The 15,692-nt window shown below is 66.4% G+C and carries 18 protein-coding genes; 1 reads left to right on the top strand and 17 read right to left on the bottom strand.

Annotated features, from left to right (window positions below; all coding sequences use genetic code 11):
• Positions 1-4: 4 nt before the first annotated feature.
• The 13 genes from recO to fabF form a co-directional block, all read right to left on the bottom strand.
• Positions 5-883 (bottom strand): DNA repair protein RecO, encoded by an 879-nt coding sequence (gene recO / locus AC3WXD_RS08930; RefSeq protein WP_454731883.1) that lies wholly within the window; start codon positions 881-883, stop codon positions 5-7.
• Positions 876-1,811, bottom strand: coding sequence for a GTPase Era (era, locus tag AC3WXD_RS08925; protein ID WP_020205118.1), 936 nt, complete (start codon positions 1,809-1,811; stop codon positions 876-878). Before era ends, recO begins: the two co-directional genes overlap by 8 nt.
• Positions 1,808-2,578, bottom strand: a complete 771-nt coding sequence (rnc, locus tag AC3WXD_RS08920; RefSeq protein WP_020205117.1) for a ribonuclease III — start codon at positions 2,576-2,578, stop codon at positions 1,808-1,810. Before rnc ends, era begins: the two co-directional genes overlap by 4 nt.
• A gap of 1 nt (position 2,579) precedes the next feature.
• A complete protein-coding gene (locus tag AC3WXD_RS08915) occupies positions 2,580-2,987 on the bottom strand; it encodes a DUF4845 domain-containing protein (protein WP_029044054.1) in 408 nt (135 codons plus the stop codon).
• 50 nt (positions 2,988-3,037) lie between these two features.
• Entirely contained in the window at positions 3,038-3,937 is a 900-nt protein-coding gene (lepB, locus tag AC3WXD_RS08910; protein WP_059415482.1) for a signal peptidase I, read from the bottom strand.
• A gap of 99 nt (positions 3,938-4,036) precedes the next feature.
• Positions 4,037-5,830: a translation elongation factor 4 gene (gene lepA, locus AC3WXD_RS08905; RefSeq protein ID WP_020205114.1), complete on the bottom strand. Its 1,794-nt coding sequence runs from the start codon at positions 5,828-5,830 to the stop codon at positions 4,037-4,039.
• Between the two features lie 169 nt (positions 5,831-5,999).
• Positions 6,000-6,278: a glutaredoxin family protein gene (locus AC3WXD_RS08900; protein WP_059415483.1), complete on the bottom strand. Its 279-nt coding sequence runs from the start codon at positions 6,276-6,278 to the stop codon at positions 6,000-6,002.
• Between the two features lie 9 nt (positions 6,279-6,287).
• Positions 6,288-7,748, bottom strand: coding sequence for a DegQ family serine endoprotease (locus AC3WXD_RS08895; RefSeq protein WP_370552885.1), 1,461 nt, complete (start codon positions 7,746-7,748; stop codon positions 6,288-6,290).
• 155 nt (positions 7,749-7,903) lie between these two features.
• Positions 7,904-8,980, bottom strand: coding sequence for a MucB/RseB C-terminal domain-containing protein (locus AC3WXD_RS08890; RefSeq protein WP_029044052.1), 1,077 nt, complete (start codon positions 8,978-8,980; stop codon positions 7,904-7,906).
• An 8-nt stretch (positions 8,981-8,988) separates the two neighbouring features.
• Positions 8,989-9,618: a sigma-E factor negative regulatory protein gene (locus tag AC3WXD_RS08885; protein ID WP_043367076.1), complete on the bottom strand. Its 630-nt coding sequence runs from the start codon at positions 9,616-9,618 to the stop codon at positions 8,989-8,991.
• Positions 9,619-9,783: 165 nt separating this feature from the next.
• Positions 9,784-10,383: an RNA polymerase sigma factor RpoE gene (gene rpoE, locus AC3WXD_RS08880; RefSeq protein ID WP_020205109.1), complete on the bottom strand. Its 600-nt coding sequence runs from the start codon at positions 10,381-10,383 to the stop codon at positions 9,784-9,786.
• 129 nt (positions 10,384-10,512) lie between these two features.
• On the bottom strand, positions 10,513-10,971 hold the full coding sequence (locus AC3WXD_RS08875; RefSeq protein ID WP_492323537.1) for a hypothetical protein: 459 nt from the start codon (positions 10,969-10,971) through the stop codon (positions 10,513-10,515).
• A 64-nt stretch (positions 10,972-11,035) separates the two neighbouring features.
• Complete coding sequence (fabF, locus tag AC3WXD_RS08870) at positions 11,036-12,229, bottom strand: beta-ketoacyl-ACP synthase II (RefSeq protein ID WP_231401673.1); 1,194 nt, start codon at positions 12,227-12,229, stop codon at positions 11,036-11,038.
• Here fabF and AC3WXD_RS08865 point away from each other — a divergent pair.
• Entirely contained in the window at positions 12,140-12,481 is a 342-nt protein-coding gene (locus tag AC3WXD_RS08865) for a hypothetical protein (protein WP_492323595.1), read from the top strand. The two genes, fabF and AC3WXD_RS08865, sit on opposite strands and share 90 nt — an antisense overlap.
• Here AC3WXD_RS08865 and acpP read toward each other — a convergent pair.
• From acpP to AC3WXD_RS08845, 4 genes are all read right to left on the bottom strand, one after another.
• Positions 12,471-12,710, bottom strand: a complete 240-nt coding sequence (gene acpP / locus AC3WXD_RS08860) for an acyl carrier protein (protein WP_008644813.1) — start codon at positions 12,708-12,710, stop codon at positions 12,471-12,473. The genes AC3WXD_RS08865 and acpP overlap by 11 nt on opposite strands.
• A gap of 170 nt (positions 12,711-12,880) precedes the next feature.
• On the bottom strand, positions 12,881-13,630 hold the full coding sequence (gene fabG / locus AC3WXD_RS08855; RefSeq protein ID WP_020205106.1) for a 3-oxoacyl-ACP reductase FabG: 750 nt from the start codon (positions 13,628-13,630) through the stop codon (positions 12,881-12,883).
• 20 nt (positions 13,631-13,650) lie between these two features.
• Entirely contained in the window at positions 13,651-14,586 is a 936-nt protein-coding gene (gene fabD, locus AC3WXD_RS08850) for an ACP S-malonyltransferase (RefSeq protein WP_020423891.1), read from the bottom strand.
• Between the two features lie 71 nt (positions 14,587-14,657).
• Positions 14,658-15,638: a beta-ketoacyl-ACP synthase III gene (locus AC3WXD_RS08845; RefSeq protein ID WP_020205104.1), complete on the bottom strand. Its 981-nt coding sequence runs from the start codon at positions 15,636-15,638 to the stop codon at positions 14,658-14,660.
• Positions 15,639-15,692: the final 54 nt, after the last annotated feature.

The raw sequence follows: 15,692 nt of genomic DNA, 5'->3' as shown, positions 1-15,692 counted from the left end.
AGGCTCAGAGATAGTGCAGGTCGATCAGGATCTGGCGCGTCTTCAGCGGCGCGCCTTGCAGATAATAATGCAGCAGGAAGCGCATCAGCGCACGGCTTTGCGTCACGGTCTGGGGCCGGCGGTAGTCGTCCTGCGACATGTCGAGCAGGGTCTGCCCGGACACCACCGGCCACGAGGACGGATCGCTCGGCTGCGCGCGGCGCACGCCGCGCTCCGGCTGGTACACGTAGTCGTGTTCCGGCTCCACCGCCTCGCCCGAGTTCGCGCATTCGTCGAAGGCCACGGCGAAGCCGGTTTCCTGCAGCAGCACGCGCTCGAAGCTGCGCAGCACCAGGCCGGCCTGCTCGCCGTGCGCGAGCCGCGCCAGCGTTTCCATGTACTGGCGGAACAGCGCCACGTGGGCGTCCTCGCGCGGGCAGAAGCGCAGCAGCAGCTCGTTGAGGTAGAAACCCGACAGCAGCGCGTCGCTGGCCAGCGGCAGCAGGCCGCCGACCCACTCCGCGCGCGTGAGCGTCTTGACCTCGCCGCGCCCGCTCCACGACAGCGAGACCGGCTGGAAATGCTGCAGCACCGGACGCAGCGCGGAATGCGGCCGCTTGGCGCCCTTGGCGACCATCGCCACGCGGCCGTGGTCGCGCGTGAACACGTCGAGGATCAGGCTGGTCTCGCGGTAGGGCCAGGCATGCAGCACGAAGCCGGGCTGGTTGGCCACGCGCAGCTCGGTGCGCGCCGGCGCGATGCGCAGCGCGCGGTCCATCATGGCGCGCTGCTCGGCCACCTCCATGCCGGGCACGGCGTGGCTGTCCAGCAGTTCGGCGGCTTCTTCCGCCACCGGGTCGATGCGGCGGGCCTTCAGTGCCGGCCCGCCCGCTCTGTCATTCATAGCCGTAGGCGCGCAATCCGGCTTCGTTGTCGGCCCAGCCGCTCTTGACCTTGATGAACATCTCCAGGTAGACCTTGCCGTCGAACAGCTTTTCCATGTCGATGCGGGCTTCGGTGGAGATGGTCTTGAGCTTGGCGCCCTTGTTGCCGATGATCATGGCCTTGTGGCCTTCGCGCTCGACCAGGATGGTGGCGAAGATGCGCCGCAGCCGGCCTTCGGTCTCGAACTTCTCGATGATGACCGTGCTGGTGTAGGGCAGCTCGTCGCCGGTCCAGCGGAACACCTTCTCGCGGATGATCTCCGAGGCGAGGAAGCGCTCGCTGCGGTCGGTCATGGAATCGGCGTCGTACATCGGCTCGCCTTCCGGCAGGTAGGGCCGGATGATGCCGAGCAGGCGCGCGATGTGGTCATGGGTCTTGGCCGACATCGGCACCACTTCCGCGAACTGGAACTGGTGGCCCATCTTTTCCAGGAACGGCATCATCACCTCGGCGCGGTCCGCGCCGAGGCGGTCGAGCTTGTTGGTGACCAGCAGCACCGGCACCTTCTTCGGCAGCAGCGCCAGCACCTTCTCGTCGTCGGGGCCGTACTGGCCGGCCTCGACCACGAACAGCACCAGGTCCACGCTCGACAGCGTGGACGTGACGGCGCGGTTGAGCGAACGGTTCAGCGCGCTGGCGTGGCGCGTCTGGAAGCCCGGGGTGTCGACGAACACGTACTGCGCGTCGTCGGTGGTCTGGATGCCGACGATGCGGTGGCGCGTGGTCTGCGCCTTGCGCGAGGTGATGCTGATCTTCTGGCCGACCAACGCATTCATCAGCGTGGACTTGCCGACGTTGGGACGCCCGACGATGGCCACGGTGCCGCAGCGGAACGCCGCGAAAGGGGTACCCGCGGCATCTTGCCGCGGATCGAGTGATTCGGTCATTCCTTCAACCTGAGAGACAACTGGGGATCGGGCGGCACCGGCTGCTTGCGGGTCTTGCCGGTACGCTCGGCCCGGCTGCGCTTGAGCAACTGGGGCACGAGCTTCTGCACCTCGTCGAGAGCCAGCTTGGCGGCGGCCTGCTCGGCGGCGCGGCGCGACGCGCCGGTGCCGAACACCCGCACTTCCAGTTTAGGCACGGTGCACTCGACTTCAAACTGCTGGTTGTGCGCCGCGCCGTGGGTGGCGATCACGTTGTATTGCGGCAGCGCTATCTTGTGGCCTTGCAGGTACTCCTGCAGCAGCGTCTTGGCATCCTTGCCCAGCGTGCGCGGATCGACCTGCTCGAGGATGGGGATGTACAGCTTGCGGATCAGGGTGCGCGCGCCCTCGAAGCCGGCGTCGAGGAACACCGCGCCGACGATGGCCTCGAGCGCGTCGGCCAGGATCGAGGGGCGGCGAAAGCCGCCGCTCTTGAGCTCGCCCTCGCCCAGGCGCAGGGCCTCGGACAACTGCAGCATCTGCGCGATCTCGTACAGCGCCTGCTGCTTGACGAGGTTGGCGCGCACGCGGGACAGGTCGCCTTCGTCGAGCTTGCTGAACATGCCGTACAGCATGTCGGCCACGGCGCAGTTGAGCACCGAATCGCCGAGGAATTCCAGGCGTTCGTTATGCAAGGCACTGTGGCTGCGGTGCGTCAGCGCCTGCTGCAGCAGTTCTGGCTTGCTGAAGCGGTAGCCGAGGCGTTGCTGCAAGGCGTCGAGGTTCATGTCAGTACTGCGTTCCCGAGTAGGTAATCAAAAGGCTCAGCGGGCCGTATAGCGGCACCTCGTTGCGGTAGGAGAATCCCACCGAGCGGATGGTGCCGTTGTCATCCTCGTGGATATCCAGATCGTCGCTGCGCACGGCCGTGATGCGGTCGATCTGCGCCTGCTTGTTGAAATAGTCGGCCACTTCGCGCCGGTTGCTCGCCTGCTGCTTGGCGTAGCTGACCGCGCGCTTGACCGAAAAATATTCCAGCAGGCTCGGTATCGCCCGGATCGCGGGAATGACCACGCCCACCACCACCAGGATGACCACCAGCAGGCTGCCCAGCGAAAATCCGCGCTGCCCGCTGTGCCTCGCCAGGCGCTGCCGCCGTCCCCCGACGGCACCGCCAATTCGTTCCGATTGACCCATAATGCGCTTTCCCTCGCTTGACCGGAGTGGTTATTCGCGCCGCGGGGATGCTACTTGAACGATCCCACGCGTCCGATATTGCCGAGGTTCATCCAGATCAGGAACGCCTTGCCGACGATGTTCTGATCGGGGACGAAACCCCAGTAACGTGAATCCAGGCTGTTGTCGCGGTTGTCGCCCATCACGAAATAGTGACCTGGCGGCACCTTGCAGATCAGCCCTTGCTGATTGTAAGTGCAGTTCTCGTGGAACGGAAAATCCGGGTCGGCGCCGGCGATGAAGGCCGGCCGGTCGGCGTCGTTGAGGATGCCGTGGACCGGGCCGGCCGGCAGCGTCTCGTCGAAATGCTTGGAGTACGACAGGCGCTCTTCGTCGAGGTAGTCGGGCAGCGGCGCGTATTGCGCCGGCTTGCCGTTGATGGTCAGGCGCTTGTCCTGGTAGCTCACCACGTCGCCCGGCACGCCGATCACGCGCTTGATGTAGTCGAGCGACTGGTCCTTCGGGTAGCGGAACACCATCACGTCGCCGCGCTGCGGCTCGCCCACCGGGATGATCTTCTGGTTCACCACCGGCAGGCGGATGCCGTAGTCGAACTTGTTGACCAGGATGAAATCGCCGATCAGCAGCGTCGGGATCATCGAGCCGGACGGGATCTTGAACGGCTCGACCACGAACGAGCGCAGCACGAACACCGCCAGGATCACCGGGAAGAAGCTCGCCGAGTATTCCAGCCACCAGGGCTGGCGCAGCTTTTCCTCGGCCAGGCGGCTGCGCGAGGTGTCGATCTCGCCGGTGCCGTAGCGGCCCTGGAGGTCGGCCCTGCGCGCATCGAACTCGGCGAGTGCGGCCTGCGCGGACAAGCGCCGCTGCTTTTCGAACACCAGCTTGTCGGCCACCCAGGCAATGCCCGTGATGACCACCAGCACAAAAAGGATCAGTGCAAAATTCATGACGGCTAGATCGTGGTGATGTTTTGTTAGAGTCCGCTTCGCCCGCGGCCAGGCGCAAGCCCGGCCCGGTTGCCTTGTTGCCTTGCTACCCTGCCCGCCTTACTTGTCGCTCACCTGCAGGATCGCCAGGAAGGCTTCCTGCGGAATTTCCACCGTGCCCACCTGCTTCATGCGCTTCTTGCCCGCCTTCTGCTTCTCGAGCAGCTTCTTCTTGCGCGAGATGTCGCCGCCGTAGCACTTGGCCAGCACGTTCTTGCGCAGCGCCTTGACGTTCTCGCGCGCGATGATGTTCGCGCCGATGGTGGCCTGGATGGCCACGTCGTACATCTGGCGCGGGATGATCTCGCGCATCTTGGACACCACCTCGCGGCCGCGGTACTGCGAGTTGCTCCGGTGCACGATCACCGACAGCGCGTCGACCTTGTCGCCGTTGATCAGGATGTCGACCTTGACCACGTCGGCGGCGCGGTACTCCTTGAACTCGTAGTCCATCGAGGCGTAGCCGCGCGACACCGACTTGAGCCGGTCGAAGAAGTCCATGACGATTTCCGCCATCGGGATCTCGTACGTGAGCTGCACCTGCTTGCCGTGGTAGCTCATGTTGATCTGCGTGCCGCGCTTCTGCGTGCACAGCGTGATCACCGAGCCGACGTAGTCCTGCGGCATGTACAGGTTGACCGTGACGATCGGCTCGAGGATGTCCTCGATGCGGCTCGGGTCCGGCATCTTGGCCGGGTTCTCCACGGTCAGCATGGTGCCGTCGCGCATCTTGACCTGGTACACCACCGTCGGCGCGGTGGTGATCAGGTCCATGTCGAATTCGCGCTCCAGGCGCTCCTGCACGATCTCCATGTGCAGCAGGCCGAGGAAGCCGCAGCGGAAGCCGAAGCCAAGCGCCTGCGACACTTCGGGCTCGTACTGCAGCGAGGCGTCGTTGAGCTTGAGCTTCTCGAGCGATTCGCGCAGCGCTTCGTACTGGTTGGCCTCGACCGGGTACAGGCCGGCGAACACCTGCGGCTTGACTTCCTTGAAGCCCGGCAGCGGCGCGGCGGCCTTGCGCGCCATGTTGGTGATGGTGTCGCCCACCTTGGCGGCCTTCAGTTCCTTGATGCCGGCGATGACGAAGCCCACCTGCCCGGCCGTCAGCGCCTCGCGCTGCAGCGACTTGGGCGAGAACACGCCGACCTGCTCGACCAGGTGCTGCGAGCCGGTGGCCATCAGCAGCACCTTGTCCTTGGGGCGCAGCGTGCCGTTGACCACGCGCACCAGCATCACCACGCCGACGTAGTTGTCGAACCACGAGTCGATGATCAGCGCCTGCAGCGGCGCGGCCGCGTCGCCCTTGGGCGCGGGCACGCGCGCGATCATGGCCTCGATCACGTCCTGCACGCCGACGCCGGTCTTGGCCGAGCACGGCGTGGCGTCCTGCGCGTCGATGCCGATCACTTCCTCGATCTCGCGGATGGCGTTTTCCGGGTCGGCCTGCGGCAGGTCGATCTTGTTGAGCACCGGCACCACTTCCACGCCGAGCTCGATCGCGGTGTAGCAGTTGGCGACGGTCTGCGCTTCCACGCCCTGCGAGGCGTCCACCACCAGCAGCGCGCCTTCGCAGGCGGACAGCGAGCGGCTCACTTCGTAGCTGAAGTCGACGTGCCCCGGGGTGTCGATCAGGTTCAGGTTGTAGATCTGGCCGTCGCGCGCCTTGTAGTTCAGCGCCGCGGTCTGGGCCTTGATGGTGATGCCGCGCTCCTTCTCGATGTCCATCGAGTCGAGCACCTGCGCCTCCATCTCGCGATCGGACAAGCCTCCGCACAGTTGGATGATGCGGTCGGCCAGGGTCGATTTGCCGTGGTCGATGTGGGCGATGATCGAGAAGTTGCGGATATGGTCCATCGGATGTTCAGGGGTGCGCCTTTTCTCGCCTGGAGGTGCCCGCCAGGGCACGCCGGACGGCGCAGCGGCTATGAACGGCCTGGAACCGGCACCCTGCCGGGCACGCGCCGTTCCGGGCCGCAAGGTTGGTGGCGCGGATTTTGCGCCAAAGCGCGATTTTACCGTACTTTCAAGGACTTCCGTATGGCGAGATGGCTTGCGCCGCCAGCCACGCCCGCACCCGCGGGACGTCGAGGAAATAGTGGCACAGCTCGCCGCCGGCACCCGCGGGCGTGCCGGTCATCAGCACCGGCACCAGCTCGCCGAAGCGGGCCTCGGTGGCGGCGTCGGCATCGACGTCCACCTCGTGCAGGACAAAGGAAAAATCGCGCCGGAGCGGCTCCAGCGCGATCTTCATGTCCTCGCACAGATGGCAGTAGGTCCTGCCATACAGCGTGAGCGCGGTCATGGGGACGGGCTAGCGCGAGGAAACCGTGCCCGGCCGCAGCGTCAGCACCTGGGTGGCGTCGCCGCGCCTGACGAACACCGCGGCGATCTTGCCCTTGTCCAGGCCCTTGACCAGTTCGTTGAACTGGCGCGGGCTGGTCACGTCGCTGTCGCCCAGGCGCAGGATGATGTCGCCCGGGCGGATGCCGGCGCGCTGGGCCGGGCCGTCGGCCTGCTCGACTTCCACCCCGGACTTGATCTTCAGCTCCTTGAGCTTGGCGTCCGGGATCTCGTTGACGATCAGCCCCAGCGCGTTGGGCTTGGCCGCCTGCGCGGCGCCGTCGTCGCGCGGCGCATTGCCGTTGCGCGCCTTGACCTTGGTGTCGGCATCCAGCTCGGCCACGGTGATGTTGACGTCGCGCGTCGCGCCCTTGCGCCACAACTGCAGCGGCACGCGCGTGCCCGGCTTGATGTCGCCGACCATGCGCGGCAGGTCCGAAGCCTTCTCGATGTCGCGGCCGTTGAACTTCAGGATGATGTCGCCGGCCTCGATGCCGGCCTTCTCGGCGGGCCCGCCCGGCTCCACGCTGCCCACCAGCGCGCCGCGCGCGCGACCCAGGCCGAGCGAGTCGGCGACTTCCTTGGTCACGTCGCCGATGGCCACGGCGATGCGTCCGCGCGTGACCTTGCCGTTCGCCTTGAGCTGCTCGGTCACGCGCATCGCCTCGTCGATGGGAATCGCGAAGGAAATGCCCATGTAGCCGCCGCTGCGGCTGTAGATCTGCGAATTGATGCCGATCACTTCGCCGCGCAGGTTGATCAGCGGGCCGCCCGAGTTGCCGGGGTTGACCGCCACGTCGGTCTGGATGAACGGCAGGTAGTCGCCGGTGTCGCGTCCCTTGGCGGAGACGATGCCGGCGGTCACGCTGTTGTCGAGGCCGAACGGCGAGCCGATCGCCAGCACCCATTCGCCCGCGCGCACCTTGTCGGAGTCGCCGAGCGTGAGCTTGGGCAGGCCGGTGGCGTCGACCTTGAGCAGCGCCACGTCGGTGCGCTTGTCCGAGCCGATCAGCCTGGCCTTGAATTCGCGCTTGTCGGGCAGCGTGACGTAGATGGTATCCGCGTCGGCCACCACATGCGCGTTGGTCATCACATAGCCGTCCTGGCTGATGACGAAACCGGACCCGACCCCGCGGCTCTGCTCCTCGCCCTGCGGCGGCTGGCCGCGGCGCGGCGCGCCCGGCGGCGTGGGCGTGCCCGGCGCGCCGGGCATCGGCACGCCGAAGAAGCGGCGGAAGAACTCGGCCATTTCATCGTCGTCGGGGCTGCCGTTGCCGCGCGCGCGCACCCGCTCGGTGGTGCGGATATTGACGACGGCCGGCCCGGTCTTGTCGACCAGATCGGTGAAATCGGGCAGCCCGTAGGACTGCGCGGCAGCCTGCGCATGGCTCACTTCTGCGACCAGCGGCGCAAACGCGAGAATGGCAGCCATGAGCACGGTCCGAGCCAAGGCTGGAGATCTTGGTGACATCATCGACTCCCGGAAATCGGCAAAAAGGAAGGAAACAGGGCTTCGGAGGGGCCGTGGCGCGGCGCGCCCGCGGCGGGGAGCCGCGGCGCCACCGGCGGCCCGGAGCGCGGGCCGGCTCAGTGCGCCTTCGGCGGTGGCTTGTATTCTACCGCCGAGGCGAACTGGCGGACGGTGGCGGGCGGCACTTCGCCCACCACGGTGATCCAGAAATCGGCGACGCGCCGCACCACCACCTGGGTGGCGCCCAGCGAGGCGACGCCTTCGCGGCGCACGCGCTGCTCGGAAACCGGCTCGATGAACACCGACAGCCCGGTCAGCCCGTCGCTGTAGACGATCTGGAGCACCTCGAAGACCTGCCCGCGCGGGTTGGCCTGCGGCGAACGCAGTTCGCCGAGCGGGCGGCGGACCTCGCGGATCTTCATGAAGCCCTTGACCGGAATCCCGATGCTCCAGCCCTCGTCGGCGATGTTGGCCGGCTGGTTGGTGACTTCGTAGTGATTCCAGGAACTGGCGTTCTTGATGGCGGTGAGAATGCGCTGCTTTTCCGAGGGCACGCCGATCTCGACCTGCGAGAACGCGACCTGCTCGAGCACCTTGCCGCCCTCGCCCACGGTCTGGGCGCGCATCAGCAGCCCGGAGTTCTTCTCGGCCCACAGCCGCACGGCATAACGCGCGGCATCGTGCGGATCGAGCGAGAACACTTCGCATTCGACCCCGGCGACGCGCTCGCCGGGCAGCTTGCGCATCTCGTAGATGTCGAGGACATCGCTTTTGTTGGTCGCCAGCAGGGCCGGGAAGCGGTCCTTCGCTTCCTGCTTTTCCACCACCACCAGCTTGGCCTCGGGGATCAGGCTGTGCACGACGTCATTCTGGCGCAGCACCTCGCGCGGCTTGCCGTCCAGCGTTTCCAGCCGTTCGTATTCGTTGTTGACCAGGTCGCTGTAGTGCTGGATGCGCGAGGCATGCATCACGCTGCCGCGCTGATAGATCAGCGTGCCGACATAATTCTCGCGCTGGGCCGCGCGGTGGATCTTGTTGAGCCAGGCCGTCGCATCCCGCCGGGCCAGGGTATTGTCCGCCGGCTGCGCGCCTGCCGCAGCCGCAGTCAGACACAAGGCCAGAAAAAAGGACCTGCGAAGGGCCCTTATTCTGCGTGCGCCCGCTACGTTGGCGGGCGACCATCCTTTATGCATGTCCGGCATTATTCCTGCGAATTGTCCTGAGAAAAGTTTGCACTGTTGACAACGGTGCGCATGGTCGGGACGACCGCGTCGGTGGCCACCGACACCCGGTGGGCACGCAGGTATTCGTCAAGGCGCGGATCGCGGATCATCTGCGCGCTGTCGGCGGAAACGGTCACGATGCCACCGGCCTTGGGCACGGCGGGCTGCTCGGCACGCGCCACCACGGCATCGGGCGCGCCCACGTCGCCGGTGCCGCGCATCTGCGGCACCACGACCCAGCTCACGGCCGCCACGGCGGCGGCGATGGCCGTGCCCGGCATCACCCGGCGCACCCACGAAGGCTTGAACAGCATGCGATGCGCCGCCGCCTGCTGGGCCACGGCGGGCACCAGCACGTGCGGTTCGCTGTCGAGACGCGCGGAAAAACGGGAGAGGAAATCGTCGGTCGAGCCGGCATGCGTCAGTTCTTCCGAACGCAGGGCATCGCCGATCAGCTGGAACGTGGTCCAGCTTGCCATGCCGTCCTCGCCCTTGGCGAGATCCAGTACGGCGTTGACTTCGTGCGGCGCCAGCTCGCCATCCATCAGCGCGGAGATCTGCTCCGCTGCTTCCACTACATGAACCGACTGCTTATGAGCCTGACCCATTTCCCACCCCTAGAAAAACCATTGAACACCGACAATCCCGTCTGACTGCTTTTGTCGTTTATCGATGCAGGAATAGGCTGCAACGCTGGCCGCACGACATTTTCTTACCACTTACCGCCGTCTTGCTACTTACCGTTTACCACTGACTTACCGCCGATTTACCGCTTACCACCGCTTGCCCTCTGCCGTTCCCAGCAGCGGACGCAATTTCTCGGCGATCGCCTCGCGCGCCCGGAAGATGCGTGACCGGACCGTTCCGATCGGACACCCCATCGCCTCGGAAATCTCCTCATAGCTGAGGCCCTCGATTTCGCGAAGCGTGATTGCCGTGCGCAGTTCTTCCGGCAGGGCTTCCATCGCCCGGTTGACCGTTTCGGCGACCTGTCGGGTATGGAGCATCGACTCCGGCGTATTGATATCTCTTAGTTGCTCGCCATCCGCAAAAGTTTCAGCCTCTTCGGCATCGATGTCGCTGGTGGCTTCCGGCCTGCGCCCCTGGGTTGCCAGGTAGTTCTTTGCCGTGTTCACCGCAATCCGGTACAACCAGGTGTAGAACGCCGACTCGCCGCGGAATTGCGGCAAGGCACGATACGCCTTGATAAAGGCGTCCTGTGCCACATCCTCCACTTCCGCCGAATCCCGCACCAAGCGCGAAATGAGCCTGATGATCTTGCGGTGGTATTTGGCCACCAGCAGTTCAAAGGCCCGCTTATCGCCCTTCTGGACGCGTTCAACGAGGAGCTGATCGGCTTCGCGTTCGCTCACGAATGGTTCACCTGCAGTGTATCTCTTGGTATCGTCTTCACGACAAACGTTGTATTTTACCTACGTAGCCGGCGCACGGTCAGTGCGTTGCAACGCATTTTGTGACGAATGGTTGCAGCGCGGCGCCGCTCATGCTGCCTCGCGCGCCGGCGCCTGTTCGCGCCGCGCCGCGCCGAGTGCGCGCCTCAGTGCCCGCAGGGAATCGGAAGCCGCGGCTCCCGGGCCGATGATCAATGTCCGCGGCGGCGTGCCGCTGGCCGGCTCCAGCGCCAGCACGAGCGCCAGGCCGCCCAGGTCCCAGCTGCCGGCGACCCGCGCCACCGCATCGGCGCCGGTATGCAGGCGGACCAGGATGGCGGGCCGTCCCGCGGCACCGCCGTGCCCCGGCGCCAGTCCGGCATAGGTGCAGCCGGCGGCCCGCCAGAGCGCGGGCCAGTGGCTCAGGAGCCTGCCACCGGCTGCCGCCGCGGCCAGCGCCGGCAGCCACTGCGCCAGGCCCCAGCCTTCGGGAGAACGCGCCAGGCTCCACGCGGCCTCGCGCGCGAGCAGCGCAAGCGCCGCCAGTTCGCCGGCCAGGAACAGCGCCAAGACCCACCGCAGGCGATGGGTCCCGAGCGAAGTCCGGAGGAGCGTCACCCGGCGGCTGCCGGGTTCAGACGCGGCGGAAGACAAGCGTGCCGTTGGTGCCGCCGAAACCGAAGTTGTTCTTCACCGCGACGTCGATCTTCAGGTCGCGTGCCGTGTTGGCCACGTAGTCCAGGTCGCATTCGGGATCCTGGCTGAAGATGTTGATGGTCGGCGGCGAGACCTGGTGGTGCAGCGCCAGCACGGTGAAGACGGATTCGAGGCCGCCGGCGCCGCCCAGCAGGTGGCCGGTCATCGACTTGGTCGAATTCACGGCCATCTTGTAGGCGTGGTCGCCGAAAGCCAGCTTGATGGCTTCGCTTTCGTTCTTGTCGCCCAGCGGGGTCGACGTGCCGTGCGCGTTCAGGTAGCCCACCTCGTCCGCGTTGATGCGGGCGTCCTTGAGCGCGTTGACCATGCAGCGGCGCGGGCCGTCCATGTTGGGCGCGGTCATGTGGTAGGCGTCCCCGCTCATGCCGAAGCCGATCAGTTCCGCGTAGATCCTGGCGCCGCGCGCCTTGGCCGACTCGTACTCCTCGATCATCATCACGCCGGCGCCTTCGCCCAGCACGAAACCGTCGCGGTCCTTGTCCCACGGACGGGAGGCGGCGGCGGGATCGTCGTTGCGGGTCGACAGCGCGCGCGCGGCGGCGAAACCGCCGATGCCCAGCGGCGACACGGTCGATTCGGCGCCGCCCGCGAGCATGGCATCGGCATCGCCGGCCTGGATCAGGCGGGCCGCCAGGCCGATGCTGTGCAGGCCGGTGGTGCAGGCCGTCACCACGGCCAGGTTCGGGCCCTTGAGTCCGTGATAGATGGACAGGTGGCCCGAGATCATGTTGATGATCGAACCCGGCACGAAGAACGGCGAGATCCGGCGCGGACCGCGGTTGGTCAGCTCGGCGTGGGTATCTTCGATCATCGGCAGGCCGCCGATGCCCGAGCCGACCAGCACGCCGACGCGGTCGGCATTGGCTTCGGACACCACGTAGCCGCTGTCCTTCAGCGCCTGCGTCCCCGCTGCGATGCCATAGTGGATGAACGTATCCATATGGCGGGCTTCCTTGGCGGGGATGTAGTCCTCAGCCTTGAAACCCTTCACTTCGCCGGCGAAGTGCACGGCTAGCGCGGAATGATCGAATTTGGTGATGGTGGCGATGCCAGACTGACCGGCAACCAGATTGGCCCAGCCCTCGGCAACCGTGTTTCCGACCGGAGACACAAGGCCAAGCCCAGTGACGACGACGCGACGACGGCTCACTATGATTTCCTACGGGTACGTGAAGCAGAACCGGAACGACGACCGGCGCCGGCCATGACAGCCTTGCGCCAGGCCACGCCGGTCACGGCGCGGCATATCCGATTGTGCTTCTTCGAACAGACGAAAGCCACAGAAAACAGCGCGGACGACCCTGCGGCCGGTCCGCCTGTTTTCTGTGGCTCGGAATCCAGATACGACAGGCTCAGGCCTTGACGTGTGCGGTGGCGTAATCGATGGCCTGTTGCACGGTCGTGATCTTTTCGGCTTCCTCATCGGGAATTTCCATGCCGAATTCATCTTCCAACGCCATCACGAGCTCAACCGTGTCCAGCGAATCCGCACCGAGATCGTTCACGAACGAGGATTCGTTCTTGATGTCAGCCTCGGCCACGCCGAGTTGCTCTGCCACGATTTTCTTGACGCGTTGTTCGATATTGTCCATGTAACCCTCCAGGGAAGTTCGACAAAAAGTGGGCGCATTTTAGCAGGTTTGGACCATAAAAATCCCACCCGCCTTCCATTGCAAGAACCGCGCCCGTTCAGTTCAAAAAACAACCACTTCACACGGCATCTGCCGGCTTCTCCCTCGAAACCGTCCGCCGTGAAACGTGATCAATTCATGTACATGCCACCATTCACATGGAGCGTCGTACCGGTAATGTAGGCTGCCTGGGGGCCGGCCAGGAAAGCCACCGCATGCGCGATGTCTTCCGGCTGGCCGAGGCGGCCCAGCGGGATCTGGGTCTTCAGTGCCGCGTGCTGCTCATCCGACAGGACCTTGGTCATGTCGGTGTCGATGAAGCCCGGCGCCACGCAGTTCACGGTCACGTTGCGGCTGCCGATCTCGCGCGCCAGCGCGCGGCTCATGCCTTCCACGCCGGCCTTGGCGGCGGCGTAGTTCATCTGGCCCGGGTTGCCGGTCGAGCCGACCACCGAGGTGATGTTGATGATACGGCCGCCGCGCGCCTTCATCATCGGGCGCAGCACCGCGCGCGACAGGCGGAACACCGCGGTCAGGTTGGTCTCGATCACCGCGCTCCAGTCCTCGTCCTTCATGCGCATGGCGAGCTGGTCCTGCGTGATGCCCGCGTTGTTGACGAGGATGCCGAGGCCGCCGTGCGCCTTGACCAGTCCGTCGATCAGCGCCTCGGATGCCGCGGCGTCGTTGACGTTGAGCACCGCGCCGCGGCCCGTGCCGCCGGCCGCGGCCAGGTATTCGCCGATGGCGGCCGCACCCGCCTCGCTGGTGGCGGTGCCGATCACGGTGGCGCCCTGGGCAGCCAGCTCGAGCGCGATGGCGCGGCCGATGCCGCGCGAGGCGCCCGTTACCAGCGCGACCTGGTTTTCCAGAGTTTTCGTCATAGCGTTGGTCCTTTCTTGCCTTACTTGAGCAGCGCCAGCGTGTCCTGCAGCGAGGCCGGATCGAAGATCGCGCCGCCGGTCAGGTTGCCGTCGATGCGCTTGGTCATGCCCGCCAGCACCTTGCCGGGGCCGCACTCGATCACGTGGGTGACGCCCTCGGCGGCCATCTTCTGCACGCACTCGACCCAGCGCACCGGCGCCGCGGCCTGGCGCACCAGCGCGTCCTTGATCGCCTGCGGGTCGCTGACGATGGCCACGTCCACGTTGTTGACCAGGGGAATGGCGGGCGCGCCGAAGGCCATGCCGGCCATGCGCTCGCGCAGGCGGTCCGACGCCGGCTTGAGCAGCGACGAGTGAAACGGCGCCGACACCGGCAGCGGCAGCGCGCGCTTGGCGCCGCGCGCCTTGGCCAGTTCGCAGGCCTTCTCCACGGCCGCCTTGTTGCCGGCGATCACCACCTGCGACGGCGCGTTGAAATTCACCGCTTCCACCACGCCGACGCCCGCGGCCGAAGCCTCGGCGCAGGCGGCGCGCACGTCGTCGTCGGACAGGCCGAGGATGGCGGCCATGCCGCCCTCGCCCACCGGCACGGCTTCCTGCATCGCCTGCGCGCGGAAGCGCACCAGCGGCACCGCCTCGGCGAACGGGATCACGCCGGCGGCCACCAGCGCGGAATACTCGCCGAGGCTGTGGCCGGCCACCAGCGCGGGCGCCGCGCCGCCCGCGTCGATCCACGCGCGGTAGATCGCCACGGCCGCGGTCAGCATGACCGGCTGGGTATTGGTGGTGAGGTTCAGTTCCTCGGCCGGGCCTTCGGCGATCAGGCGACCCAGGTCCTGCCCGAGCGCGGCCGAGGCTTCTTCCAGCGTGGCGCGCACGACGGCGTTGTCGGCGAACGCATTGAGCATGCCGACCGCCTGCGAGCCCTGGCCGGGGAATACAAAGGAAAATTTCATCGCAATCGAATCTTAAAGAGGAACACCGCGAAAAACGCAGCGGCGTGGCGGCGCCGCGGCGCCGCCGGATGTCACATGCGCGCCAGCACCGCGCCCCAGGTGAAGCCGCCGCCCACGCCTTCCATCAGCACGTGATGGCCCGGGCGGATGCGGCCGTCGCGCACCGCCACGTCCAGCGCCAGCGGGATCGAGGCGGCCGAGGTGTTGCCGTGCTCGTGCACGGTCGCCACCATGCGCTCGGGCGGCAGGCCGAGCTTCCTGCCGGTGCTCTGCATGATGCGGATGTTGGCCTGGTGCGGCACCAGCCAGTCGATCTTCTCGGCCGGGAACTGCGCGCCGGCGAGCGCCTCGCGGGCAACCTTGTCGAGCACCGTGACCGCGAGCTTGAACACCGCCTGGCCGTCCATGTGCAGGAACGCATTGCCGGTGATGCTGCCGCCCGACACGTTGCCCGGCACGCACAGGATGTCGACGTGGCTGCCGTCGGCATGCATCGCCGCGGACAGGATGCCGGGTTCCTCGGACGCCGACAGGACCACCGCGCCGGCGCCGTCGCCGAACAGCACGCAGGTGGTGCGGTCATTGAAGTCGAGAATGCGCGAGAACACTTCCGCGCCGATCACCAGCGCGTTGCGGTGCGAGCCGCTGCGGATGAATTTCTCGGCCGTGGACAGCGCGTAGACGAACCCCGAGCACACGGCCTGCATGTCGAACGCGGCGCAGCCGTTGGTGATGCCGAGCTTCTGCTGCACCAGGCAGGCGGCGCTCGGGAACACGAAATCCGGCGTGGACGTCGCCACGATGATCAGGTCGATGCTCTGGCGGTCGATGCCGGCGGCTTCCAGCGCGCGCTCGGCGGCCTTGACGGCCAGGTCGCTGCTGGTGACGTCCGGCTCGGCCCAGTGGCGCGCCGAGATGCCGCTGCGCGAGAAGATCCATTCGTCGCTGGTCTCGATGCCCTTCTCAGCCAGTTGCGCCGCGAGTTCTTGATTGGTGACACGCCGCGGAGGCAGATAGCTCCCGGTCCCGATGATTTTTGCGTAGCTTGTCATGTAGTGTCGGATCGATCGTGTGGCCACGGGTCGTCGCCCGCGGCATCTGCATCA

It is taken from the genome of Cupriavidus sp. FW216-B1, assembly GCF_058789195.1.
Note: the sequence above shows the minus strand (reverse complement) of the source record. Positions and strands in the feature narration are given on the sequence as shown.